The organism is Arthrobacter sp. ISL-69, assembly GCF_018613775.1.
Lineage (GTDB): Bacteria > Actinomycetota > Actinomycetes > Actinomycetales > Micrococcaceae > Arthrobacter.
This window is the reverse complement of the sequence record NZ_JAGGPO010000026.1, coordinates 86,339-110,130: the sequence shown is the minus strand read 5'-3', so window position 1 is coordinate 110,130 and position 23,792 is coordinate 86,339. Positions and strand designations below refer to the sequence as shown.

The following is a 23,792-nucleotide window of genomic DNA, read 5'->3' as shown; positions in this document are numbered from 1 at the left end:
AGGTCCGCAGTGCCTCAAGGTCCTTCAGTTCCAGGCCGTAGCCGGAGAGGAACAGCTGGATGTACAGCGTCAGGGACGTGTGGCCGGGGGAGAGGACGAACCGGTCACGGCCGATCCAGTCCGGGTTCCGCGGGTCATGGCGCATCAGCTTCTGGAAGAGAAGGTACGCAGCCGGGGCGAGGCTCATCGCGGTGCCCGGGTGGCCGTTCCCAACTTTTTCGACCGAATCCGCGGCCAAAATACGGACCGTGTCAACGGCGCGCTGGTCCAAACTGGTCCATGACAGTTCTTGCTCTTCCAAATGTGGCACGAAAACCGGGCCCCTCTCTGTGCTGACGGCAGGTGGTACGGACAGGCCGCAGCGGAGGCGCGCTTAATGGCGCCGCTGCGGTGTGTACCAGCCGTTCACCATTGAAACGTTGATCTATCATTCAGTCGCGTTTGAGAATCCGGGAATGCGCATTCCATGGGCATTCCTTGCGTGCTGATCTGCAGATAGCTTAGCCCTATTCCAAGGGCTGGTCAGCGTGTATCTCACTAAGTGGACTGAATTTTCTTATATGAATCACCGAGTCGTGCGGCTCCTGTGAGGATCGGTTAACCTGCCGGAATTGTGGAGGCTTTGGCGGCCGGAGAGCCACGGTATGATATTCGGAGGCCACCGCCGGAGGGAGCGGGCCCGCTTTGGGCCCCCGCCGCTGCGAGAACCAGCCGGACTGAACAGCCAGACAGAACAGAGTGACTGCCACCGTGAGCACAACAGATACGCCGCTGAACGCCTCCCGGCTCCCCGGAAAGATTGGGATAGCCCGCAAAGCCAAGGCGTACCTTGCTCTCACGAAACCGCGGGTCATTGAGCTGCTCCTCGTGAGCACGCTGCCCACCATGATCTACGCCGAACGCGGATTCCCCTCTATCGGGCTGATCCTGGCAACACTCGTCGGCGGAGCCTTCGCCGCGGGCAGTGCCGGCGCGTTCAACTGCTACATCGACCGTGACATCGACAAACTGATGCACCGCACGGAAAAACGCCCGCTCGTCACCGGCGAGGTCACCCCGCGCGAAGCGCTCGTGTTCTCCTGGCTGCTGGGCGCCGCCGCCATCGCCATCCTCTGGTTCGGCGCGAACCCGCTGTCGGCGTGGCTTGGCCTCGGCGCCATCCTTTTCTACGTCGTCATCTACACCATGATCCTGAAGCGCCGCACGGCGCAGAACATCGTCTGGGGCGGAGCGGCAGGATGCTTCCCCGTACTGATCGCCTGGGCCGCCGTCACCGACACTGTGGAATGGCCGGCCATCGTGCTGTTCATGGTGATCTTTCTGTGGACCCCGCCGCACTACTGGCCGCTGTCCATGCGCTACGGCGAAGACTACCGGAATGCCAACGTGCCGATGCTGGGCGCGATCGCCGGCGCGAAGGTTGTTTCCGTTCAGGTTGTTCTCTACGCCTGGGCCATGGTGGCGTGCTCGCTGCTGTTGGTTCCCGCCGGCGGAGCGGGCTGGGTCTATACCGCCACCGCCGTCCTGGCCGGCGCCTGGTTCCTGTACGAATCGCATGCCCTCTACAACCGGGCCCAGGGTGGCGACGTCTCCAACAAGGGCGCCATGAAGGTCTTCCACGGCTCCATCAGCTACCTGACCCTGCTCTTCATCGCGCTGGCGGTCGATCCCTTTGTGGGCTCGGCCATCATGGGCTAACCCAACCGCCCCGCGTCCCGCCCCTCCGGACGCTCTCTCACTTCTTGCGGCAAAACCGGCAACGCTCTCTCAGCTTTCGCAGCCTTTCCTGAAACGCTCCTTCACACCGTGAAGGAGCGTTTCCTTTTGGGCCGCAGGATCTGAGAGAGCGTCGGTGGAAAGCCCGCAGGATCTGAGAGAGCGTTGGCCGTGCAAAGAGAAGCACCCCGGTCCCTGCGGGCCGGGGTGCTTGTCTCGGGGCTGTATTGCTTGGCGGAACCCGTCGTGCTTAGCGGCTAACTCCTACTTCACGGCCTCGTCCTACTTGACGGGGCTGAACCGTGCGACGTCGGCGGCGTTCGTGGCTGCGCTCATGAGCAGCGCGGCGCCCAGCATGTGGGCACCCACCAGGAGTGCGGGAATGCCGTTGTAGTACTGCGTGAAGCCAATGGCGGCCTGGAACAGCGTGACCCCCAGCAGCAATAGGACGGCGGTACGGAACGGGCCTCTGATCCGGTCCCGGAAAATGAGGAACACGCCGAAGAGGGCGCCCGCTGTTACTAGGTAGGCGGGCACGGCGTGGATGTGGGAGAAGAGGTCCCAGTCCAGTCCGTTCCTGGGGGCGTCGGCGTCGCCCGCGTGCGGGCCGGCCCCGGTAACCACGACGCCGAGTGTCACGGCCAGGGCGGAAAAGAGTGCGACGGCGGCCATCACCGGCCGTGCGGCGCCCGGCAGGGCAGGAAGAACGGCGGCGGGGAACCTGCCAGTTCGGCCGTAAGCGCGGTTCACCAGCAGGGTCGCAAACACGACGAGGGCCATCGATACCAGGAAATGGAGTCCCACGACCCAGGGATTGAGCTGGGTGAGTACCGTAATACCGCCGATGACGGCCTGCGCCGGGATGCTCGCCAGCAGGCCCAGCGCCAGGAGGAAGAGGTCCCTGCGCTCTTTGCGGAGGTTCCACAAGTAGACCAGCATGAGGGCCGCAATGGCCGCCAAAGCAAACGTCAGGAGCCGGTTTCCGAACTCGATGAAGCCGTGGATGCCCATTTCGGGAGTATTGACCAGGGACACGTCCGTGCAGCGGGGCCAGGTGGGGCACCCGAGTCCGGACGCGGTGAGGCGGACGGCCCCGCCGGTCACAACGAGCACCGTCTGCCCGATGAGCGACAGGACGGCCAGCCGGCGAACGGTCCCATCAACCGTTACGGGCAGCTTGGACGTCATCCGTCCGAGAATCTGGGGGAGGCGCGATGCCGTACTCACGGTTTTCTCAATTCCACTTGAACCAACGGATGGCTGCTGCGCCGGCGAGTGCCGTCCAGAGCAGCAGGATAAGGGTGGCGCCCCCATTGAAGGTGCCTGTGAGGAAGGCATCCCGGAGGGCCTCGCCCAGCGCCCCGGAGGGCAGGAAGTGGACCAGTTCCCGGGCCGGCCCGGGGAGCCGTTCTGCAGGGATCACGATGCCGCCAAGGGCCCCGAGCAGGATCCAGAGCAGGTTGGTGATGGCCAGGGTCGCTTCCGGACGGACCGTTCCCGCGACCAGGAGTCCCAGTGCAGTAAAGGCTGCCGCCCCCAAGACCAGGAGCACCAGCGCCGGAGCCCAGCCCGCCGTCGTCGGATGCCAGCCGAGAACGAAAGCCACCGCGCCGACCACCAGGACCTGAAGGAGCAGAACGGCAAGAACGGCCAGGATCTTGCCTGCGATCAGTCCGGTCCGGCCCAGGGGAGTGGTGGACAGGAAGCGCAGCACTCCGTAGCGGCGGTCGAAACCGGTGGAGATGCCCTGGCCGGTGAAGGCGGTGGACATGGCGCACAGGGCGAGGATGCCGGGCACAGCAACATCAACCCGGTTGCCACCGAGGCCGTCAAGCAGCGGCGTGACGGTCAGGCCGACCAAGGCCATCAGGGGCAGGACGATGGCGAGGATGAGCTGTTCACCGTTCCGCAGCATCGTCAGCGCTTCGTATTTGCCCTGGAGCAGAATGCGGCGGAGCAGCGGGGCGGGGGCGCTGCCGAGGACCCGGCTCATCGGATCTCCCTTCCCGAAATATCCAAAAATACGTCTTCCAGGCTCCGGGCCTCCAGGCTCATCGAGCCGGGCATAATGCCGTGCGCGGCCCACCAGGCTGTCAGTGCAGCCAGGTCTTCCGGCGTGAGCGCCCCGGTAACGGCGTAGCTCCCGGCACGAGCCTCCCGGACGTCGACGGTGGCGGGCAGGACGCCCGTAAAGTCAAGGCCCGGCCGCGACTCGAAGAGCAGCGTCCGGACATGTTCCTGGCCGGAGTCCGCGCTGATGTTCCGCTGCAGCAGTTGCGCCACCGTGCCTTCGGCGACGTTCCTGCCGGCGTCGATGATGTAGACATAGTCAGCCAGCCGCTGGGCGTCGTCCATCAGGTGCGTTGTCAGGACGATTCCCATGCCGGCGTCCCGCAGTTCGGAAATCAGCTGGAAAACCAGCTGCCGCGACTGCGGGTCCAGGCCAGCGCTGGGTTCGTCAAGGAACAGGACTTCGGGGTTCCCCGCCAGTGCCGCTGCAAGGGCCAGTCGCTGCCGCTGGCCGCCCGAGAGCCGCCGGACTGTGGTCCGGCTAAAGGTGTCAATGCCGAGGCGCTCGATCAGTTCATCGACGGGCCACGGATCCCGGTACATTCCGGCGATATGTTTCAGCAGCGGAATGGGACGGGCCGACGGTGGCAGCCCGCCGTCCTGGAGCATGACGCCGACGCGGGAACGGAGCTCGGCGCCTGCGGTGTCGGGGTCCTGGCCCAGCAAAGCGACCGAACCTCCGGACCGTCGCTGGAGCCCCTGCGCGCATTCGATGGTGGTAGTCTTGCCGGCGCCGTTGGCTCCCAGCAGGGCGGTGACCTGTCCGCGTTCGGCGGCGAGGGAGACTCCGCTGACCACCCGGAGCATCTTGCCGTCAAGGGAGGCCAGCGGGCCAACGTCCTTAATGAGTCCGGTGATGGACAGGACGGGGGAATCGGGAGATCGCACCAAAGCATTCTACGCGATGTAGTACGCGCGGGCCCCGCCCCGGATGTGACCGTAGGTCAGCCTCGCCTTACTGGTACGAAGGAGTAAATTACGACATGATTGTGTTGTGTATTCCATGAGCACTCGACTTTCTGCGCCCCGAACCGGGTCCGACGCGCCCGCTGGCGCCGCCGGTTCGGTCCGGCCGTCGACGTCGGCGCCGCACGTGGCCGCTGTTGACTCGGACGAGCGCACGCGGGACCGTGTCCTGAGCGCCGTGCTGGAGCACGGGCCGGTCAGCGCCGCCGAGCTCGGTGACCTGCTGGGCTTCACCCCCGCAGCCGTCCGCCGCCACCTGGACCACTTGTCGCGCACCGGCGTGATCGAAGTCAAGCGTGTGGCGAGGGCAGGTGCCGGCGCCGGACGCCCGGCTCGGCGCTACGTCCTCAGCTCCCAAGGCCAGTCATCGCTTGGCGATGACTACCTTGATATTGCCGGCTTGGCCCTGCAGCGCCTTGGCGAGATCGCCGGACCCGACGCGGTCCGGGAGTTCGCGGTCGAGCGCTTCGCCGAGATGGAACGCCGCTATGCGCCGGAGATCGACGCCGCCGGACCGGATATAACCGCACGGGCGCAGGCACTGTCCGCAGCGTTGAGCCGTGACGGGTTCGTGGCCTCCGCAGCCTCCATTGAAGCCAAAGCGCCGCTCCCGGCAGCGCTCTCCAGCGTCCAGCTGTGCCAGGGGCACTGCCCCATCCAGCAGCTGGCCACCAAGTTCCCCGTGTTCTGCGACGTCGAAACCGAGCTGTTCTCACGGCTCGTCGGCGTTGACGTGCGCAGGCTGTCCACGCTGGCACGCGGCGGTCACGTCTGCACCACCCACATTCCTACAGGCCGTCCGGCCGCCAAGGGGCCCGACGGTCCCGGACACACCACGGACAGCCTGGGCGAAGTATCCAACCATCTGCAAGAAAGGCCGTGATGACGGACCAACTATCAGAGAACAAGGTTGCTGAAACTACTGTGATTTCGGAGATTCTGGAGAAGAATCCCGAGCTTCACGGTATTGGCACCTATGAATACGGCTGGGCCGACAAGAACGATGTCGGCGCCAACGCACGTCGTGGCATCAACGACGAAGTCGTCCGGGACATTTCGGCCAAGAAGAACGAGCCGGAATGGATGCTCGACCTTCGCCTCAAGGGCCTTAAGTACTTCGACCGTAAGCCCATGCCCACCTGGGGTGCAGACCTCTCCGGCATCGACTTCGACAACATCAAGTACTTCGTGCGTTCCACTGAGAAGCAGGCCGCTACCTGGGAAGACCTCCCCGAGGACATCCGGAACACGTACGAGAAGCTGGGCATCCCGGAAGCCGAGCGCAGCCGCCTGGTCTCCGGCGTCGCCGCGCAGTACGAGTCCGAGGTTGTCTACCACCAGATCCGCGAGGACCTGGAACAACAGGGCGTCATCTTCCTGGACACGGACACCGCGCTGCGGGAACACCCGGAGATCTTCCAGGAGTACTTCGGCACCATCATCCCGGTGGGCGACAACAAGTTCGCTTCGCTGAACACGGCCGTCTGGTCCGGCGGTTCCTTCGTGTACGTTCCCAAGGGCGTCCACGTGGATATTCCGCTGCAGGCCTACTTCCGCATTAACACGGAAAACATGGGCCAGTTCGAGCGCACGCTGATCATCGCCGACGAGGACTCCTACGTCCACTACATCGAAGGCTGCACGGCACCGATCTACACCTCGGACTCGCTGCACTCCGCCGTTGTGGAGATCATCGTGAAGAAGGGCGCCCGCGTCCGCTACACGACCATCCAGAACTGGTCCACCAACGTGTACAACCTGGTCACCAAGCGCGCCATCTGCGAAGAGGGCGCCACCATGGAATGGATCGATGGCAACATCGGCTCCAAGGTCACCATGAAGTACCCGGCCGTCTACCTCGTGGGCGAGCACGCCAAGGGTGAAACCCTGTCCATCGCGTTCGCCGGCGAAGGCCAGCACCAGGACACGGGCTCCAAGATGGTGCACATCGCACCGAACACGAAGAGCTCCATCATTTCCAAGTCGGTTGCCCGCGGCGGCGGCCGTGCCGCCTACCGCGGCCTGGTACAGGTCCGCGAAGGCGCCAAGCACTCGGCCAACACGGTCCGCTGTGACGCGCTGCTGGTGGATACCATCAGCCGTTCGGACACCTACCCGTACATCGACATCCGCGAGGATGACGTGGTCATGGGACACGAGGCGACTGTTTCGCGCGTCAGCGAAGAGCAGCTGTTCTACCTGATGTCCCGCGGCATGCGCGAAGACGAGGCCATGGCGATGATCGTCCGCGGCTTCATCGAGCCGATTGCGCGTGAACTGCCGATGGAATACGCCCTCGAGCTGAACCGACTGATTGAACTGCAGATGGAAGGATCGGTCGGTTAATGACTGACATCACTACTGAAAAGGCCCGCATCGGCGCGCCCTCAGCCCAGCCGTTCATCAACGGCTTCACCGAGGAAGGCGAAAGCCTTTCGCCCATAAACTCCGCCGAGTCCAAGTCTCCGCTCGCGGGAGAGGCCGTCAAGAGCCACTCCCACGGCGGCGGCGTCGGCATTCCGGACAGCTCACGCGCCGGCCGCCTCACCTCCTACAAGCTGGCGGACTTCAAGCCGCTGACCGGCATGGAGGAAGACTGGCGGTTCACCCCGCTTAAGCGCCTGCGCGGACTCCACTCGGCTGTCCTCAACGGCACGGCTCCTTCGGTCAGCGTTACCGCACCGGACGCCGTCACTGTTGAGACTGTTGGCCGCGATGACAAGCGCATCGGCACCGCAGCCATCCCCGAGGACCGCGTGTCCGCCAACGCCTGGGAAAACTTCAGCGAGGCGACGGTCATCACCGTTCCGGCGGAGTTCGAGGCTGACGGTGAAATCAACGTTGTCCTGACCGGTCAGGGAACGGACGCGTCCGCGCAGCACCTCGTGATCGTTGCCCAGAAGTTCTCCAAGTCCGTAGTGGTCCTGGACCACCACGGCAGCGCCGTTGTTTCCGAGAACGTGGAAATCGTGGTTGAGGACGGCGCGGAACTGTCCGTCATCTCGCTCCAGGAATGGGACGACGACGCCGTGCACGCCTCGTCACAGCAGGCCAAAATCGGCCGCGACGCCAAGTTCAAGCACATCGTGGTCAGCCTCGGCGGCGACTTGGTCCGCGTCACCCCGTCGGCACGGTTCACCGCCCCCGGCGGCGAAGTTGAAATGCTCGGCCTGTACTTCGCCGACGCCGGCCAGCACCTTGAGCAGCGTCTGTTCGTTGACCACGCAGTGGCCAACTGCAAGTCGAACGTCCTCTACAAGGGCGCACTCCAGGGCCGCAACGCCCACGCCGTCTGGGTTGGTGACGTCCTGATCCGCAAGGAGGCAGAGGGCACCGACAGCTACGAGGCGAACCGCAACCTGCTGCTCACCGACGGCGCACGGGCGGACTCCGTTCCGAACCTCGAAATCGAGACCGGCCTGATCAAGGGTGCCGGCCACGCCAGCGCCACCGGCCGCCTGGACGACGAGCACCTGTTCTACCTGATGGCGCGCGGTATTCCGGAAGACGTGGCACGCCGCCTCGTGGTCCGTGGATTCCTGCACGAAATCATCCAGCACATCAAGGTGCCGGCCATCGAAGAGCGCCTCATCGCATCCGTTGAGCGCGAACTCGCGGCAACGAACAACTAGTGCGCAGCACCAGAGAACACAGGACCACACCAGATGACTGACCAGCCAAAAGGCGAGCTTGTCTGCAACGCCAGCGAGATACAGCTCAAGCAGGCGCTGCGGATCCTGATCGATGACTACCCCGTAGCCATCGTGAAGGACTCCATGGGCGAAATCCACGCCATCGGTGACACGTGCTCGCACGCGGACATCTCACTCTCCGAAGGGGAGATCGAAGGCTGCAAGATCGAATGCTGGGGCCACGGCTCCCAGTTCGACCTCCGCAGCGGCCAGCCGCTCCAGCTGCCGGCCTATGACCCCGTTCCTGTTTTTGCCGTGGCCGTTCACGGCGACGACGTCTACGTGGACGTCACCAACGTTGTGAACGGTGCCGAAGTCCCGAACTTCAGCTGACAGCGCTCAACGCCGTCCGCACCCTGCTTTAGAAAACTTTTCAGCCGAGAAACCGCACCGCCGCCGGAGGGCACGGTGCAGAGGAGAACAAGACACATGTCTACTCTTGAGATCAAGGACCTGCACGTCAGCATTGAGACGGAGCAGGGCACCAAGGAGATCCTTAAGGGCGTCAGCCTGACCATTAAGACCGGCCAGACCCACGCCATCATGGGCCCGAACGGTTCAGGCAAGTCCACCCTGGCGTCCACCATCGCCGGCCACCCGCGTTACAACGTCACCAGCGGTTCCATCACGCTGGACGGCGAAGATGTCCTGGCCATGAGCGTGGACGAGCGCGCCCGCGCCGGTGTGTTCCTGGCCATGCAGTACCCCGTTGAGGTTCCGGGCGTCTCCATGACCAACTTCCTGCGGACCGCCAAGACGGCCATCGATGGCGAAGCACCCAAGCTGCGCACCTGGACCAAGGACGTCAAGGCCGCCATGCAGCAGCTGCGCATCGACGCCGACTTCGCCCAGCGCAACGTCAACGAAGGCTTCTCCGGTGGCGAGAAGAAGCGCGTGGAGATCCTCCAGCTCGAGCTCTTCAAGCCGAAGTTCGCCATCCTGGACGAGACTGACTCCGGCCTCGACGTGGACGCACTCAAGGTTGTTTCCGAGGGAGTCAACCGCGCGCACGCCGAGGGCAAGATGGGCACGCTGCTCATCACGCACTACACCCGCATCCTGCGCTACATCAAGCCGGACTTCGTGCACGTGTTCGTTGACGGACAGGTTGTCGAAGAGGGCGGCCCGGAACTGGCCGACCGACTCGAAGAAGAAGGCTACGACCGTTACGCCACGGGTGCAGGTGCAGCCACCATCGCTGCGGCCAGCGCTGTGGCACAGGCCTAGTTAGGACACCGCCATGACCGAAATCAAAGCGGCCCGTACGGGCCTCGAAGATGTCGAAGAGGCACTCAAGGACGTCATTGACCCCGAGCTCGGAGTCAACATCGTTGACCTGGGCCTGCTCTACGGCCTGAAGTACTCGGACGACGACGGCGCCCTGCTGATCGACATGACGCTCACCACGGCGGCCTGCCCGCTCACGGATGTCATCGAGGAGCAGGTGGGCAAGGCCCTCGACGGCGTCGTGGACGACTGGCGGCTGAACTGGGTCTGGATGCCGCCATGGGGTCCCGAGCGGATCACCGAAGACGGACGCGACCAGATGCGGGCACTCGGCTTCAACATCTGAGCCCTGCCCGCCCGGTAGACATACCTGGTTGATATACGACGGCGCTGGGTCACCTTCCCAAGGAAGGCGGCCCAGCGCCGTCGTTTTTTAAGCGTTTACGAGCAGCCGACACAGCTACAGCGTGGAGGCGCTGAACGTGTCGCACTGGTTGATGTCGCCGGTCTGGTAGCCCTGGTAGAACCATTTCTGCCGCTGGGCGCTGGAGCCGTGGGTCCACGCCTCCGGTGAGACCCGGCCGGTGGCTGCTTCCTGGATGCGGTCGTCACCGACAGCCGATGCCGCGGACAGCGCATCGTTCAGGTCCTGCTGGGTGAGCGGTTCGAGATAGGGCTGACCGGTCTTGGGATCCTGCTGCGTTGTGGCGTACCGTACCCAGAGCCCGGCATAGCAGTCGGCCTGCAGCTCCACCCGGACGGCACCCGATTCGGGGCCCTGCGGATCCTGCTGGGCCCGGTCGAGGTTGCCCAGGACGTTCTGGACGTGGTGGCCGAATTCATGCGCCACCACATATTCCTGGGCCAGCGGACCGCCGGAAGAGCCGAAGCGGTCCACCAGGTCCTGGAAGAAGCCGGGGTCGAAGTAGGCGGTGGTGTCGGCAGGGCAGTAGAACGGACCAACGTCGGAGGTTGCCCCGCCGCAGCCGGTATTGGTGGCCCGGCTGAAGATGACCGTCGTGGGGCGCGGATACTCCGTGTTGTACTGCGCCAGGTAGGCCGGCCAGAATGCATTGAGGCTGTTGACGGTTCCGGTGATGCGGCAGTCGAGGCGGGCGTCGGCGTCGGCACCGCTCTCGCAGGCCGGTGCACTTCCCTGGCTCTGCGGGTCCGGCGCCGTCCCCGTCAGGCCTTCCAGCAATTGCGGGTTGACGCCAAACAGGGCGGCCAACAGGAGGATGATTCCACCTCCGATTCCGCCGCCGATCTTCGTCCCACGACCCATGCCGCGCCGGTCCTGGACCTGGGACGGATCCAGCTGGACGTTGTCATTGAAACTCATATTGTCACAATAGCCTTCGCGGACAGGCCGGGACCCGTGCCCGGCCGGTAAAGTTGATCCGATGCCTTTCCTCAACAGACTTCAACGCTGGGCCGATGACCGCCCCGACGACACCGCCGTCGTCGTGGCCGGCCGGCACCTCAGCTGGGCCGCCCTTCGGGACGCCGCCGAGGCGCGGATTCCGGAGGCCGGAGCGGTGAGCATGCTCGCCGAGGCCAACTCCGTGGACTTCGCTGTGTCCTTCGCCGCTGCCGTGGCAGGGGACCGGCAATGCGCCGTCCTCGATCCCACCTGGCCAGGGCAGCTCAAGGGTGACATTGCGGCCCGGCTGGACGCCACCGTCGGCACTCCGAGGCCTGTGCCGCCGGAAGTTGCACCGGACCAAGCCCGCGCGGCCCTGCGCACGGAACTCCATGACGGGCCACCGGAATCTCCCTTCCTGATCGGCCTGACGTCCGGCACCACCTCCGTGCCCAAGGCGTTCACGAGGTCGAGGCGGTCGTGGCAGCTTTCCTTCGAAGCGTCCATCGAGTTCTTCGGACTCACGCAGCAGGACAAGACGCTCGCCCCCGGCCCGCTGGCAGCCAGCCTCAACCTGTACGCCCTCTCCGAGTGCCTGTACGCCGGCTCCGAGTTCCACACCCTGGAGTCGTTCGACGTCGGTGACGTGCACGCCGCGATCACGCATGACGGCATCACCCGGCTGGTCCTGGTCCCCACCATGCTCCGGCTGCTCAGTGAGCGGGGACTGGCCGGCGGCGTGGACGCGTCAGGCGTTACCTCCATCATTTGCGCCGGGTCCAAGCTGGATGCCCGCACCCTCGAGGCCGCCCGCCGCTGGGCGCCAAAGGCCACCATCTTCGAGTACTACGGTGCGTCCGAACTGAGCTTCGTTTCCGGTGCGGGCCTGCGAGCCGGCAAGCCGCTGGATGCCGGCGGAACCGGCATCGGGAAACCCTTCCCCGGCGTGGACGTCCGGATCCTGGGCGACGACGGCGAACGGCTTCCCGACGGCACGGACGGCAACATCTGCGTCCGCAGCGGCATGGTCAGCAACGGCTACCTGTGGGGTGACGACGGGCAGGCGCTTCGCTGCTTCGACGGCTGGTACACGGTGGGGGACCAGGGGTACCTGCAGGACGGCGAGCTTCACATCCTCGGCCGCCGCTCCGACATGATCATCACAGCCGGCAAGAACGTCTATCCGCATGAGGTGGAACTGGCCCTGGCCTCCGTCCCCGGTGTCGCAGCTGCTGTCGCGGCGGGCATGGCCGATGAGGTCCGCGGCCAGCGGGTGGTGGCCGGCGTCGTCCCCTCCCATGGCGGCATCACGGCCACGCAGCTCAAGGCGGGGCTGGACGGGGTCCTGCCCCGGGACAAGCGGCCACTGCAGTATTTTGCCCTGGCGGAGTTGCCAGTGACCGACCGCGGGAAAGTCAGCCGGCAGCTGCTGCTGGACTGGGTTGAGGCCGGCGACACCAGGATCCGCCGCCTTGCCTGAGCCGCTGCCGGAGACGGTTCCTGGACCGGCCGGCGCCCGCGCCGGTCATACGGCGCTGCCGCCTGACCGCCAGCCGGTGGTCATCGCGGCCCTGCGCACGCCTATCCGACGGGTCAACGGGGCGTTCAAGGAACTCCGCGCGCACGAGCTCCTGGCCCCCGTCCTTCGCGGCCTCCTGGAAGGCACCGGCCTGCCGGCGGCGGCCGTTACGGACGTGGTGATCGGCAATGCCGTGGGAGGCGGCGGCAATGTTGCCCGCCTGGCCGCCCTGGAGGCCGGACTGCCGGTCAGCGTTCCCGGGGTCACTGTGGACAGGCAGTGCGGCTCCGGCCTCGACGCCATTGTGCTCGCCGCTCGGCTGGTGGCAGCCGGGGGAAACGGGGCGTACCTGGCCGGCGGGGTTGAAAGCATCAGCACGGCCCCCCTCCGCGCCAACAGGGCAGCTGACGGCAGCCCCGAATTCTTCCGCCGGGCGCAGTTCGTGCCGCTCAGCTACGGCGATCCGGACATGGGAACCGCGGCGGACAACGTTGCCGAGGCTTTCGGGATCAGCCGCGAGCGGCAGGACCGGTTCGCGTTGCAGAGCCACCAGCGTGCCCTGGCGGCAGCAGCATCCGGAACGTACACCGGCGAAATGATCCCGCTGCCGGCGGCGTCCGGGAACGTGGAGTCCGACGACGGTCCGCGGGCCAGCCTGACGGCCGCCCTCATGTCGCGGTTCCCGCCGGCGTTCACGGAGGGCGGTACTGTCACCGCCGGGAATTCCTGTTTCGATGCCGACGGCGCGTCCGCCGTCGTGATCACTTCGCTGCAGCGGGCGAGGGAAGTGGGGGCCGCCGACGGCTTCCTGGTGCTCGGCACCGACACGGCAGGTGTGGACCCGCGGGTTCTGGGCATGGGTGCCGCCGCTGCGGCGGAGCGGCTCCTGGCCGGGCACGGTGTTCGGGCCGCGGACATTGACCTGGTGGAATTCAACGAGGCCTTCGCCTCACAGACCCTCGCCTGCCTGGACGCCCTCGGCATTGACCCCGAGCGGGCAAACCTCGACGGCGGGGCGCTGGCCCTGGGCCATGCGTACGGCGCGTCCGGTGCTGTCCTGGTGACGAGGCTCCTCGCCCAGGCGCGCAGGGACGCTGCCTTGGGACGCGGCGGCGCGGTTCATGCGGGAGGGGATGGTGCGGCCGGACAGCTGGCACTGGCCATGATCAGCATTGCCGGCGGCATGGGAACCGCGGCCCTCTTCAGGTACGAACGTCTCGACCGGATGGCCGCAACGTCTTAGCGGTCTCACGGGCGCGGGTAGTCGTCATCGTCGGGTTCTCCCAGCCCGCGGGCAGCCAGGGCATCGCCGGTCTGGCGGGCATACGCCACCGTAGTGATGAAGACCGGCAGGACCAGTGCCCTCGGGTTCCGTTCCAGGCCGCGCGCCCGTGCCGAATCCCGCACTTCCGAGTATGCCCCGGCGATGAACGGAATGCTCCGGAGCATGATTGCGATGGTCAGGGCGAAGCGCTCGGGGTCCGCGCCAAAGCGCCGGAACGGCACAGCCAGCGAGACGACGCCGTCGAGGAGCCGCTGCATCGGCGTGGTGGCGGTCAGAATAGACGCCGCAACGACGCAGACCAGGATGTTAAGGACGATCCGCGCCGCAACAGGACCTCCCAGCTGCCACCACTGGAACAGGCCGATGGCAAGCAGCACCGGAAGAATGGGTCGGACTGCCTTGTACAGGCGCACGGGGCCGGCGCCGCTGAGCAGGAACAGGGCACACATGATCCCCAGCACCGCCGCGGCGACCGCCCAGTCCACCACCAGGAACGATCCCATGCCGCAGCCCACCACCACCAGGAACTTCAGCCAGAGCGGCGCCCGGTGGACAGGTGACGTGCCGGGAACGTAGTTCACCAGCAGGAATGCCTGGCCGCTCACCTGACCTCCGGACGCCGCAGCGGCACGGTGGCGCTCACCGGAGGCAGGCCGGCAGCGGACAGCTCCCGGTAGTGCTCGACGGCGGCGGCAGCACCGCCGTCGAACACCACCTGTCCGGATTCCACCACCAGGACGCGGTCCATGTCCCGGACCAGCTCCAGGTCGTGCGTGGACATAACAATCTGCTGGCTGAGGCCCGAGATGGTCCGCCGCAACAGTTCGCGGTTGCGCAGGTCCAACAGCGTGGACGGCTCATCCAGCACCAGGACTGCAGGTTCAACGGCGAGCACGGCGGCCAGGGCCATCAGCTGCCGTTCGCCGCCCGAGAGCTCGTAAATGCTTTGGTCCGCCAGCGGCATCAGCCCGAAGCGGTTGAGGATCGCCTCGGCAGCCAACCGGCGCTCCCTTGTGTTCCGGACGGATCGCCGCAGGGACAGCTCAACATCCTCCCGTCCGGTGGGCATCACCAGCTGGGACAGGGGATCCGTGAAAACAAACCCGACCTTCCGGCGCACGGCACGCACGGACCTGACGGTATCGTCGCCGTCAACGGTCACGGTTCCGTCACTCGGTGCCACGAGACCGTTGAGGAGCCGCAGGAGCGTGGACTTCCCGGACCCGTTGGCTCCGATGACGCCGATCCGCTGTTCCGTAAGATTCAGCGAGATGCCGCGCAGGAGTGTCTTGGGCTGCGGCCTGCCGTCCACCGCCACCCGGACCGCGACTCCGTCCAGAAGGATGCTGCCCATGCTAATTGGCTGCCTGGCCCGATCCGGAGTTCCGGACGCCGGCGCGGCGGATCAGGAGATCCGGGAACGCCTTGTGCAGGGCGAGGGCGATGCTGACGGCCAGGATGTTCTTGATGATGTCGCCCGGGTAGTAGGCCAGGTCCAGGAGGAACGCCTTGGAAAGGTCCAGCTTGGCGTTAACCATCATGCCCAGCACGCCCAGGCCGTGGACCAGCACAATGCTCGTGGCCATGGCCGCAGCGAAGAGGAACAGCCCCCGGTACTTCAAGGTGCGGCGGAGCACAATGGTGGTGAGCCAGCCGACCGTCAGGGCAGCGAGCGGAAAGGCGATGATGTAGCCGGCGGAGGGGCCTGCGAGGATCCCGAGCCCGCTCCTGCCGCCGCTGAAGATCGGCAGGCCGGCCAGCCCCAGTAGGGTGTACAGGCCGACGGCGGCGAACGCCCGGCCGGGACCCAAGGCAAGACCTGTCAGCATCACGGCGAGTGTCTGCAGGGTAATGGGGACACCGAGCCCGCCCACGGGAATGGCCGCGATGAGCGCGGAGCCGGCCGCGAGGGCGGCGAAGACGGCGATGAGGCCGAGATCCGTGGCGTTCCAGCGCTTCCGGCCGGGTTTACTGCCTGACTTAACGCCCGAGGCGGTCTGGCTGGTGGCGCCACTGTCAGTCTTGGTCATGGGAGGTCCTGTCGGTTAGTGCAGATGCAAGGCAACTGGAATGGGGGCAGCCGCCCGCGTGCAGGCGCTTCCCCCTCCATTCCGACGATACGTCTCCGGCCGCGGCCATATTTTGTAGGGGATCCACTAACGGAGGGCGCCGGCTCTGGACAGGGTACCCAAAAGATGTCATCCACGGGCCCCGGTGCCGAGGTAATCCGGGGGGAGTGGTGCCGGTAGACTGGTAGAGGCCGTTCTCTCGGCCACACTGCCCCGGCCCTGCCCAGACTCCATCCGTTGTGCCGCGGCGTTCCCTGTTGTGAAAGGCCTTAGCTGCATTGATTACCGTCCAGGATCTCGAACTGCGCGCCGGCGCCCGCCTCCTTATGGACCAGGTGAGCTTCCGGATCGACAAGGGAGACAAGATCGGCCTTGTCGGCCGTAACGGTGCAGGCAAGACCACGCTTACCCGGGTCCTCGCCGGCGAAGGCCTGCCTGCCGGCGGCAAGGTGACCCGCAGTGGCGAGATCGGCTACCTTCCCCAGGACCCCCGCACACCGGACATGGAACAGCTCGCCCGCGACCGGATCCTCTCCGTCCGCGGACTGGACATCGCCGTCGGCAAGCTCCGGCTGGCCCATGAAGAGATGGCCAGCGAGGACGCCGCCGTCCAGCGCAAGGCGATGAACCGCTATGACCGGCTGGAATCCGAATTCCTGGCCGCCGGCGGCTACGCTGCCGAAGCCGAGGCCGCAGCGATCTGCTCGAACCTCGCCCTGCCGGACCGCCTGCTGAACCAGCCGCTCAAAACCCTGTCCGGTGGGCAGCGGCGCCGGGTGGAACTCGCCCGCATCCTGTACTCGGACGCCGAGACCATGCTCCTGGATGAGCCCACCAACCACCTCGACGCCGACTCCATCTCCTGGCTGCGTGAGTTCCTGAAGAACCACCAGGGCGGCCTGATCGTGATCAGCCACGACACGGAACTGCTTGAAGCCACTGTGAACAAAGTCTTCCTGCTGGATCCCAACCGCGCCCAGATCGACTTCTACAACATGGACTGGAAGCGCTACCTGCAGCAGCGCGAAACGGACGAGCGCGCCCGCAAGCGGGAGCGCGCGAACGCGGAAAAGAAGGCCCAGGTCCTCTTCGACCAGGCCAACAAGATGCGCGCCAAGGCCACCAAGGCCGTCGCGGCGCAGAACATGGCCAAGCGTGCCGAGCGTCTGCTGGGCGGCTTGGAAGCCGTGCGCGCGACCGACCGCGTGGCAGCCCTGCGCTTCCCGGATCCGTCACCCTGCGGCAAGACTCCGCTCACCGCGGACGGCCTCAGCAAGTCCTACGGCTCGCTGGAAATCTTCACCGACGTGGACCTGGCCATCGACCGCGGTTCCAAGGTGGTCATCCTGGGCCTCAACGGCGCCGGTAAGACCACCCTCCTGCGCATGCTGGCCGGCGTCGACAAGCCGGACACCGGTGAAGTCGTTGCTGGCCACGGGCTGAAGGTGGGCTACTACGCCCAGGAGCACGAGACGCTCGACGTGGACCGTTCCGTCCTGCAGAACATGCGCTCCTCCGCCCCGGACATGAATGACGCGGAAGTGCGCAACATCCTGGGCTCGTTCCTGTTCTCCGGCGACGACGTCGACAAGCCGGCCGGTGTGCTGTCCGGTGGCGAGAAGACGCGCCTCGCCTTGGCCACAATCGTGGCCTCAAGCGCGAATGTGCTGCTCCTTGATGAGCCCACGAACAACCTCGACCCGGCCAGCCGCGCCGAAATCCTCGGGGCCCTGAGTAACTACACCGGCGCCGTTGTGCTGGTGAGCCACGACGAGGGTGCCGTCGCGGCGCTGAACCCCGAGCGCGTCGTGCTGCTGCCCGATGGCATCGAAGACCACTGGAACGAAGACTACCTGGACCTGATTACGCTGGCGTAGGCCGCGTTACGTAGGCGCCGTTTTGTCACCGCCAACGCGGCATCTTCGCTAACGTACCTGGAGTTCTTCTGCGCCCGTGATCCTGTGCAGGTCCTCGTAAGTGATGGAGAACATCGAGTTGTGGTCTCCGGCTCCTGCCCAGAGGACTTCGTGGTCTTTGAGTGACTCGTCCAGCAGGGTCCTGAGTTTCTCCGGGTGCCCGACAGGGGCTACTCCGCCGACTTCCTGGCCTGTGTGTTCCAGGACGAACTCGGGGGAGGCGCGGCGGATCCTGCCGGTGCCCAGTTGCGCGGCAACTTTGTGGACGTCCACCTTGGCTGCACCGCTGGCCAGGATCAGCAGCGGAACGCCCTCCAGGTTGAACACCAGGCTGTTGGTGATTGCCGCGACGTCGCAGCCGAGCGCGGCGGCCGCCGCTGCCGCCGTCGGGACTTTCGAGTCGAACACTGTCACGGTGTCTTCGGCACCCAGGGCATTGAGGGTGCGTTTCACGTTTGCCACCGGTTCCGGAAAGGCATCAAGGTTCATCTCAGTACCCCTGGGCGTCCAGGATCGCGTCTTCCTCTTCCTCCGCCGTCGGCTGTTTCCGCTTCCGGGGAGCGGGGCGGCGGCGGTTCGCGGCCATGGCATACTCGGGCGCACTGTCCGCCGTGGCGTCCTGCGCATCGATCTCCGCGTTCCTGGCCTGTTGGCGGGCCGCGTAGCCGAACCCGATAAACATCAGCACGCCGAAGGCGAACCACTGCAGCGAATAGGACAGGTGGGTTCCCTCTTCCACCGAAGGCTTCGGGAACGGGTACGGCATTGCGGCGGCGGCCGGCGTTTCGGAGGCGAGCTGCCCGTAGGCGCCCGTCAGCACGGGGTAGCCCAGCTGGGCGGCGTAGGCCGGGAGGTGGATGGAAGCAAGCTGTCCGTCCGGGGCGCCACGCTGAAGTTCGGGTTCACCCGGTTTCAGGCGCACGGTCACTGTGACTTCGCCCGGGGGCGGCTCAGGAACGGAATCGGGGCGGCCCGGGGTGTTGTTCCCGATCGGGAGCCAGCCGCGGTCCACCACAACCGTCTGTCCGCTGTTGAGCTTGAAGGGAACCACCACTTCGTAGCCTGGCTGCCCGTTGAGCGGGCGGTTGCGTACCACCCTCTGGCCGTCGACGTCGTAGCGGCCCTTCAACTCAACCTGGGTCCACTCCTTGTCTGCATCCAGCCGGGAAAACTGCTCCTCGGCCTCGGCGAACGGCAGGGGAGCGGCCGAGTAGTTGGACGTGACCCGGTTGATCTCCGCGAGGGTCTCGGCCCTGCGGTCCATCTGCCAGCGGCCCAGGAACACGCAGGCTGTGGCAAAGATCGCAGCCAGCAGCAGATAGCCCAGCCACTTGCTGGAAAAGAGGAAGCGGTACATTCAGCTTTCCCTGCCTGACGCGGTTGCCAGGTCCAGCGGCACCGTTTCTTTCCAGAGGCTACGGGTCTGCAGGTAATCTTCCAGCCACAGCCGGTGGTCATCGCAGGCAAGCCAGATCTTGCGGCGTTCGGGCGTGTGGATCTTGGGGTTGTTCCACAGCAGCTGCCAGGCGGCACCGGACCGGCAGGCCTTCCTGGAGCACATGGGCGCAGCCGCTTCGGCGGGCGCAGCGCCGCCTCCCGCCAGGTCAAAAATGTTCATGAAGCTGCCCGTTCCTGGCCGTCGTTATCGTCTTCGTCCTCGATGAGTTCGCCCTGGAGAACCGTTGGACCTTCGTCTTCTGCAGCTGCCGGTGCTTCCGGCGCTTCGAGCTCCGCCAGCGGGGCGGAATCGAGCAGGTAATCGCTGTGAATCTCCGCCTTGTCGCTCCCGTTGGCTATGACCACTGCAATCCAGGGCAGGAACACCGCACCGGCAATCGGGACAACCTTGAACCAGCCGTCAACGACGAACACCAGGATCAGGCAAACCATGCGGATGCCCATGGCCACGGCGTACTTGATCATCCGCCCGCGCATCTCTTCCGAGTGGGCAGAGGCGGCATCCGTAATGCTGTGCACCTGGGCGTCACCGGAGACGGCGTCCGGTCCACTGGGCATCGAATGTCCGGGTCGTTTTGCAAGTGTCACGGCTGTTTCATCACGCTCCCAAGGCTTAACCCAATTCTCTCACCCTCAACAGTGCCGCCCAAACGCGGGCTAAGATCGGAGGCAGTAAAAATCCCGCCCCTCACCGCGGTACCCCATGCCGCAGAATCCCGGAGCAAACTATGACTGAAGCAGCATCAACCGGCCGCAGCGTTCTGATCACGGGCGGCAACCGTGGCATCGGACTGGCCATCGCCGAGGCCTTCCAGGCCAACGGCGACAAAGTTGCGGTGACGTACCGCAGCGAGTCGGCTCTTCCGGAAGGAATCCTTGGCGTCAAGGCCGATGTGACCGATGAGGCTTCCGTTGACGCTGCCTTTGCAGAGGTTGAAGCTGCGCACGGACCGGTGGAGGTCTTGGTGGCGAACGCCGGCATCACCAAGGACACACTGCTGATGCGCATGAGCGAAGACGATTTCACCTCGGTCATCGACACCAACCTGACCGGCGCCTTCCGGGTCATCAAGCGGGCCTCCAAGGGCATGATCCGCATGCGCAAGGGCCGGGTTGTGCTGATTTCCTCGGTGTCCGGACTGTACGGCGCCCCCGGCCAGATCAACTACTCCGCCTCCAAGGCCGGACTGGTGGGGATTGCCCGTTCGTTGACCCGCGAACTCGGCGGCCGCGGGATTACCGCCAACGTCGTGGCCCCGGGGTTCATCAACACGGACATGACGGCGGAACTGCCGGAGGCCACGCAGAAGGACTACCTTTCCAAGGTTCCCGCGGGCCGTTTCGCCGAAGCCGCAGAGGTGGCGAACGTGGTGCGCTGGATCTCCAGCGATGAGGCTTCCTACATCTCCGGTGCAGTCATCCCGGTGGACGGCGGACTGGGCATGGGGCACTAGCCCCTCCCTTCCTCCCTGCCCCGCTCCAAGGTCCGCGGGCACGACGGGACCTTTTGCCCGTTACACGCCCCACTGCCGGGTGTGTAATGGGCATACGGACCGGTCCATGCCACGGCCGGCCGCATCTGCGGGGAAACAAGACTAGGGAGTGATCATGGCCGATCTCAACAAATGGACGCCATCGGACTTTCTGGAGCCGTTTCGGCGGTTCCTCGACGGGGACCTGACCCAGTCGTCAATCCGCGTGGAGCAGTTCCTAGACGGCAGCACCCTCGTGGTGCGGGCGGAAGTGCCCGGCATTGATCCCGAGACGGACGTGGACGTCTCAGTGGCCGACGGGATGCTCCACATCAAGGCGGAGCGCGAGGAAAAATCCGAGCATCAGGACAAGAGCGGCTACCGCTCGGAGTTCCGCTACGGCTCATTCTCGCGAAGTGTCTCCCTGCCGCCCGGAGCCCGCGAGGAAGACGTCACGGCCACGTACAAGGACGGTGTCCTGGAAGTCCGCGCGCCGGCACCTGAGCAGGCACCAGCCACCGAGAAGCGCAAGATCCGGATCAACCGCAGCTAGGGACCTTCAGAACCGCAGCAGGACGACCCTTGGAGCGGGCTCGCGCCAACGCTGGTCCGCTCCGTCGTCAGCCCGCTTCCTTGCGTGCTTCCCCAAGCCAGCCGGCCACTTCGTCGTCGAGGTCGGCCATCGATCGCAGCTCCAGGTGATGCATCCACACGCCCCCGGAAGGGTTGACCACCTCCTTGAACCGTCGCGAGGCGAGCCGCCGGCGCAGCGCGATGGACAGAACGGCGGGAACGTCCGACTTGATATACCGGGCGGGCCACCACATGTAGGCAAATCCCCGCCGCCCGCGGAATGCCACCTGGCTTTTGGTTGCCTTCACCGTCGACGGCGGGAAGCCGGCCAGTATGCGCTCGACGCCCCGAAACAGTTCCAGCCCCTGCGGGGAACCGCTGAAGACCTCCTCCGGAGTCGACTCCTCGGCAGCGCCCCGGCTCACGGCACGGCTCCGGATGACTCGCCCCGCAGTTTCATGGCCGTGCGCCTACGCCGTGCAGTCCTGCCCAACAATGGCCGCTCCGCGAACCAGGGGCGCCGCTGGCCGACAGTGGCCCGAGCCCGCCGGGAACTAGCCCGGGTCCGCTTCTTTGTTGACGTCGAACAACTGAATTCTTCCCCTGCGCTGGCATGATGGATGGCAGACCCACAGATTTTGGACGTTTGGAACAAGGGAGCTCGAATGGGATTGCTGGACAACAAGACTGCTATTGTGACCGGTTCGTCGAGAGGGATCGGCGCCGATGTTGCCAAGCTCCTCGCGGCCGAAGGTGCCGCCGTTGTGGTGAATTACCGCCAGAAGGCTCCGCGCGCCAACAAGGTTGTGGCGGAGATCGAGGCGGCCGGCGGCCGTGCAGCGGCGGTCGGAGCCGACCTCACCACGCAGGAAGGTGTCCAGGCCCTGGCCAGCGCGGCCATGGAGAACTTCGGCTCGCTCGACGTCCTGGTCCTGAACGCTTCCGGCGGCATGGAATCGGGCATGGAAGAGGGCTACGCCCTGAAGCTGAACCGCGATGCCCAGGTCAACATGCTCAACGCCGCCGTGCCGCTGATGCGTGAAGGCTCCCGCGTGGTGTTCATCACGAGCCACCAGGCCCACTTCATCGGCTCCGTGCCCACCATGCCGGAATATGAGCCCGTGGCACGCAGCAAGCGCGCCGGCGAGGACGCCCTGCGCGCCCTGATCCCGAACCTTGCGGACAAGGGAATCTCGCTCGTGGTGGTTTCCGGCGACATGATCGAAGGAACCGTTACGGCCACGCTGCTTGACCGGTCCAACCCGGGCGCCATCGAAGCCCGCCGCGCGGAGGCCGGCAAGTTGTATTCCGTTGCGGAGTTCGCCGCGGAGATCGCCAAGATGGTCACGGCCGACGTCGAAACCGGCCACACCGAGTACGCCGGCGGTGCCGACTACTTCGGCAAGAGCGCCGGCCAGGCAGGCTGACGCTTCCGCACCACGAACCAGAAAGGAAAGGCCGGGCTAATGCCCGGCCTTTCCTTTGCGCTGTTTCATCAGGGCGCTGGCAGTGTCAGCGCGGCCTGCGCCTCAGACCCCGGCGATGTGCCGCACGGCATCCAGGTACGGCATATTGACGGCTGCATCCGCTGCCGCGCGCACGGCGGGCTTGGCGTTGAAGGCCACGCCGATCCCGGCGGCACTGAGCATGTCAAGGTCATTGGCGCCGTCGCCCACGGCGATGGTGTGCTCCATGGGGATACCTTCGGCAGCGGCCCACTCGCGGAGGTACTTCTCCTTCGCCGCACGGTCGATCACCGCACCGAGCACCTTGCCGGTCAGCGCGCCGTCGACAATTTCCAGCTCGTTGGCGATCCAGTAGTCCATCCCGAGGTCCTCCGCGATGGGGCGCAGGATCTGGTTGAAACCGCCGGATACCACTGCCACGGCATGGCCGGCCGCCTTGAACGCCGCAACAAGCTCCGCGGCGCCTTCGCTGAGTTTCACCTCGGCCCGGACGGAATCGACGACGTCGGCCGGCAGCCCGGCGAGGACGGCCACCCGCGCATGGAGGCTCTGGGCGAAGTCGAGCTCGCCGCGCATGGCCGCCTCGGTCACCGCGGTGACCTCTTCCTTCTTCCCGGCGTACGCGGCCAGGAGTTCAATGACTTCCTGCTGGATCAGCGTGGAATCCACGTCCATGATGAGGAACTTGCGGGGCGCCTTCCGCAGGGCCGCGGGAACGATCGCCGTGTCCATTCCGCTGAAGCCTGCTGCGGCCACATCTTGCCGCAGCGCGCCGATCTCGGCGGCGGTCCCGGACTCCACGGAGAAGTCCACCGTATACACCTCGAAACGCTCGTCGCCGGTGCGGGATTCGACGGCGAAAGACGCGCCCGACCCGGTCAGCAGGGAACGGAGGTGCTCCAGTTCCGCAGGGGACAATTTCACGCCGTAGCTGACCGCAGTCACGTTCGAACTCATGGCTGCAATCTTAGCCAGCGCCATCCCGCCGCCCGAATTCGTT

General features: G+C 65.8%; 26 protein-coding genes and 1 pseudogene. 13 read left to right on the top strand and 14 right to left on the bottom strand.

What is annotated here, in order from left to right:
• A pseudogene (locus J7I79_RS18955) lies at positions 1-301 on the bottom strand (transketolase); the annotation flags it as partial.
• A gap of 437 nt (positions 302-738) precedes the next feature.
• Here J7I79_RS18955 and J7I79_RS18950 point away from each other — a divergent pair.
• Entirely contained in the window at positions 739-1,698 is a 960-nt protein-coding gene (locus J7I79_RS18950) for a heme o synthase (RefSeq protein ID WP_214955815.1), read from the top strand.
• Between the two features lie 300 nt (positions 1,699-1,998).
• On the opposite strand, the gene J7I79_RS18945 is transcribed toward J7I79_RS18950, so the two are convergent.
• The 3 genes from J7I79_RS18945 to J7I79_RS18935 are packed head-to-tail and all read right to left on the bottom strand — an operon-like array spanning position 1,999 to position 4,674.
• Positions 1,999-2,943, bottom strand: a complete 945-nt coding sequence (locus J7I79_RS18945) for a COX15/CtaA family protein (RefSeq protein WP_214955813.1) — start codon at positions 2,941-2,943, stop codon at positions 1,999-2,001.
• Between the two features lie 7 nt (positions 2,944-2,950).
• Complete coding sequence (locus tag J7I79_RS18940; RefSeq protein ID WP_214955811.1) at positions 2,951-3,709, bottom strand: ABC transporter permease; 759 nt, start codon at positions 3,707-3,709, stop codon at positions 2,951-2,953.
• Positions 3,706-4,674, bottom strand: a complete 969-nt coding sequence (locus tag J7I79_RS18935; protein WP_214955809.1) for an ABC transporter ATP-binding protein — start codon at positions 4,672-4,674, stop codon at positions 3,706-3,708. Before J7I79_RS18935 ends, J7I79_RS18940 begins: the two co-directional genes overlap by 4 nt.
• 115 nt (positions 4,675-4,789) lie before the next feature.
• On the opposite strand from J7I79_RS18935, the gene J7I79_RS18930 reads away from it, so the two are divergent.
• The 6 genes from J7I79_RS18930 (at position 4,790) to J7I79_RS18905 (ending at position 10,017) form a co-directional block, all read left to right on the top strand.
• A complete protein-coding gene (locus J7I79_RS18930) occupies positions 4,790-5,635 on the top strand; it encodes a metalloregulator ArsR/SmtB family transcription factor (RefSeq protein WP_214955807.1) in 846 nt (281 codons plus the stop codon).
• Complete coding sequence (gene sufB / locus J7I79_RS18925) at positions 5,635-7,098, top strand: Fe-S cluster assembly protein SufB (RefSeq protein WP_214955805.1); 1,464 nt, start codon at positions 5,635-5,637, stop codon at positions 7,096-7,098. The genes J7I79_RS18930 and sufB overlap by 1 nt, the downstream gene beginning before the upstream one ends.
• A complete protein-coding gene (sufD, locus tag J7I79_RS18920; protein ID WP_214955803.1) occupies positions 7,098-8,384 on the top strand; it encodes a Fe-S cluster assembly protein SufD in 1,287 nt (428 codons plus the stop codon). The genes sufB and sufD overlap by 1 nt, the downstream gene beginning before the upstream one ends.
• 33 nt (positions 8,385-8,417) lie before the next feature.
• Positions 8,418-8,777, top strand: a complete 360-nt coding sequence (locus J7I79_RS18915) for a non-heme iron oxygenase ferredoxin subunit (RefSeq protein ID WP_104174201.1) — start codon at positions 8,418-8,420, stop codon at positions 8,775-8,777.
• A 96-nt stretch (positions 8,778-8,873) separates the two neighbouring features.
• On the top strand, positions 8,874-9,671 hold the full coding sequence (sufC, locus tag J7I79_RS18910; protein ID WP_104174202.1) for a Fe-S cluster assembly ATPase SufC: 798 nt from the start codon (positions 8,874-8,876) through the stop codon (positions 9,669-9,671).
• A gap of 13 nt (positions 9,672-9,684) precedes the next feature.
• Positions 9,685-10,017: a metal-sulfur cluster assembly factor gene (locus J7I79_RS18905; RefSeq protein WP_011691953.1), complete on the top strand. Its 333-nt coding sequence runs from the start codon at positions 9,685-9,687 to the stop codon at positions 10,015-10,017.
• A 114-nt stretch (positions 10,018-10,131) separates the two neighbouring features.
• Here the strand turns inward: J7I79_RS18905 and J7I79_RS18900 are convergent, their stop codons facing one another.
• A complete protein-coding gene (locus tag J7I79_RS18900; RefSeq protein ID WP_104174203.1) occupies positions 10,132-11,013 on the bottom strand; it encodes a neutral zinc metallopeptidase in 882 nt (293 codons plus the stop codon).
• Positions 11,014-11,074: 61 nt separating this feature from the next.
• Here J7I79_RS18900 and J7I79_RS18895 point away from each other — a divergent pair, with 61 nt between their 5' ends.
• Positions 11,075-12,514: a class I adenylate-forming enzyme family protein gene (locus J7I79_RS18895; protein WP_214955801.1), complete on the top strand. Its 1,440-nt coding sequence runs from the start codon at positions 11,075-11,077 to the stop codon at positions 12,512-12,514.
• Between the two features lie 4 nt (positions 12,515-12,518).
• On the top strand, positions 12,519-13,796 hold the full coding sequence (locus tag J7I79_RS18890) for a thiolase family protein (RefSeq protein WP_396020215.1): 1,278 nt from the start codon (positions 12,519-12,521) through the stop codon (positions 13,794-13,796).
• A 5-nt stretch (positions 13,797-13,801) separates the two neighbouring features.
• Here the strand turns inward: J7I79_RS18890 and J7I79_RS18885 are convergent, their stop codons facing one another.
• Genes J7I79_RS18885 through J7I79_RS18875 form a run of 3 tightly spaced genes read right to left on the bottom strand, consistent with a single transcriptional unit; the run spans position 13,802 to position 15,868 of the window.
• Positions 13,802-14,443, bottom strand: a complete 642-nt coding sequence (locus tag J7I79_RS18885; RefSeq protein WP_214955799.1) for an energy-coupling factor transporter transmembrane protein EcfT — start codon at positions 14,441-14,443, stop codon at positions 13,802-13,804.
• Entirely contained in the window at positions 14,440-15,192 is a 753-nt protein-coding gene (locus tag J7I79_RS18880; RefSeq protein ID WP_214955797.1) for an energy-coupling factor ABC transporter ATP-binding protein, read from the bottom strand. The genes J7I79_RS18885 and J7I79_RS18880 overlap by 4 nt, the downstream gene beginning before the upstream one ends.
• Before the next feature lies 1 nt (position 15,193).
• Positions 15,194-15,868, bottom strand: a complete 675-nt coding sequence (locus tag J7I79_RS18875; RefSeq protein WP_214955795.1) for a biotin transporter BioY — start codon at positions 15,866-15,868, stop codon at positions 15,194-15,196.
• Between the two features lie 317 nt (positions 15,869-16,185).
• Between J7I79_RS18875 and J7I79_RS18870 the strand changes: the two genes are divergently transcribed.
• Positions 16,186-17,784 (top strand): ABC-F family ATP-binding cassette domain-containing protein, encoded by a 1,599-nt coding sequence (locus J7I79_RS18870; RefSeq protein ID WP_104174208.1) that lies wholly within the window; start codon positions 16,186-16,188, stop codon positions 17,782-17,784.
• Between the two features lie 48 nt (positions 17,785-17,832).
• Here J7I79_RS18870 and J7I79_RS18865 read toward each other — a convergent pair whose 3' ends face one another.
• From J7I79_RS18865 to J7I79_RS18850, 4 genes are read right to left on the bottom strand one after another with little or no spacing between them, the layout of a single operon-like run.
• Positions 17,833-18,312 (bottom strand): YbaK/EbsC family protein, encoded by a 480-nt coding sequence (locus J7I79_RS18865; protein WP_214955793.1) that lies wholly within the window; start codon positions 18,310-18,312, stop codon positions 17,833-17,835.
• 1 nt (position 18,313) lies between these two features.
• On the bottom strand, positions 18,314-19,180 hold the full coding sequence (locus J7I79_RS18860) for an SURF1 family protein (RefSeq protein ID WP_214955791.1): 867 nt from the start codon (positions 19,178-19,180) through the stop codon (positions 18,314-18,316).
• Positions 19,181-19,441, bottom strand: coding sequence for a hypothetical protein (locus tag J7I79_RS18855; RefSeq protein ID WP_214955789.1), 261 nt, complete (start codon positions 19,439-19,441; stop codon positions 19,181-19,183).
• Positions 19,438-19,869: a DUF3099 domain-containing protein gene (locus J7I79_RS18850; protein ID WP_396020214.1), complete on the bottom strand. Its 432-nt coding sequence runs from the start codon at positions 19,867-19,869 to the stop codon at positions 19,438-19,440. The genes J7I79_RS18855 and J7I79_RS18850 overlap by 4 nt, the downstream gene beginning before the upstream one ends.
• 140 nt (positions 19,870-20,009) lie before the next feature.
• On the opposite strand from J7I79_RS18850, the gene J7I79_RS18845 reads away from it, so the two are divergent.
• Positions 20,010-20,735: a beta-ketoacyl-ACP reductase gene (locus J7I79_RS18845; RefSeq protein ID WP_104174213.1), complete on the top strand. Its 726-nt coding sequence runs from the start codon at positions 20,010-20,012 to the stop codon at positions 20,733-20,735.
• 154 nt (positions 20,736-20,889) lie between these two features.
• Positions 20,890-21,306, top strand: a complete 417-nt coding sequence (locus tag J7I79_RS18840; protein ID WP_214955788.1) for an Hsp20/alpha crystallin family protein — start codon at positions 20,890-20,892, stop codon at positions 21,304-21,306.
• 67 nt (positions 21,307-21,373) lie between these two features.
• Here the strand turns inward: J7I79_RS18840 and J7I79_RS18835 are convergent, their stop codons facing one another.
• Positions 21,374-21,751 (bottom strand): DUF5655 domain-containing protein, encoded by a 378-nt coding sequence (locus tag J7I79_RS18835; RefSeq protein WP_311380612.1) that lies wholly within the window; start codon positions 21,749-21,751, stop codon positions 21,374-21,376.
• 240 nt (positions 21,752-21,991) lie between these two features.
• Here J7I79_RS18835 and J7I79_RS18830 point away from each other — a divergent pair, with 240 nt between their 5' ends.
• Positions 21,992-22,753, top strand: coding sequence for an SDR family oxidoreductase (locus J7I79_RS18830; protein ID WP_104174215.1), 762 nt, complete (start codon positions 21,992-21,994; stop codon positions 22,751-22,753).
• Between the two features lie 102 nt (positions 22,754-22,855).
• On the opposite strand, the gene serB is transcribed toward J7I79_RS18830, so the two are convergent.
• The gene (gene serB, locus J7I79_RS18825) at positions 22,856-23,749 is read right to left on the bottom strand and encodes a phosphoserine phosphatase SerB (protein WP_214955786.1); all 894 of its coding nucleotides are present in this window, start codon (positions 23,747-23,749) and stop codon (positions 22,856-22,858) included.
• Between the last annotated feature and the right edge of the window lie 43 nt (positions 23,750-23,792).